General features: G+C 40.8%; 1 rRNA gene. It reads left to right on the forward strand.

Going from position 1 to position 382, the window contains the following annotated elements:
• The first annotated feature begins 223 nt into the window (after positions 1–223).
• Positions 224–338, forward strand: a 5S ribosomal RNA gene (gene rrf, locus H5115_RS20030).
• The last annotated feature ends 44 nt before the right edge of the window (positions 339–382 follow it).

Here is a 382-nt window from a genome sequence, read left to right on the forward strand (position 1 = left end):
CCCGTGAGGCTTAACCATACAACGCCAAACGCGTTTTATGCGACAGTTTGACAGAGGTTAATATGACTAAAGTAGATATTACTTAGAAAGACTTAAAAAATATTATCAGATATTTTCCAAATTCAAGAGGTGACTCTTAACGCGTAGCGTTAAAGTTGAGGCACCTTGCGCAAAGAAAATGGTAGCACTACGTGCTTGTCATTGATTCTTTGCACCTAATTTGCTTGGTGACAATAGCGTTTTGGACCCACCTGATCCCATGCCGAACTCAGTAGTGAAACGAAACAGCGCCGATGATAGTGTAGCATTTGCTATGTGAAAGTAGGACATTACCAGGCTTCAAATTAAAGAAACCCGTTACAGCAATGTGACGGGTTTTTTG

Origin of the sequence: Pseudoalteromonas sp. SR44-2 (assembly GCF_014163745.1) — a bacterium.
Lineage (GTDB): Bacteria > Pseudomonadota > Gammaproteobacteria > Enterobacterales > Alteromonadaceae > Pseudoalteromonas > Pseudoalteromonas distincta.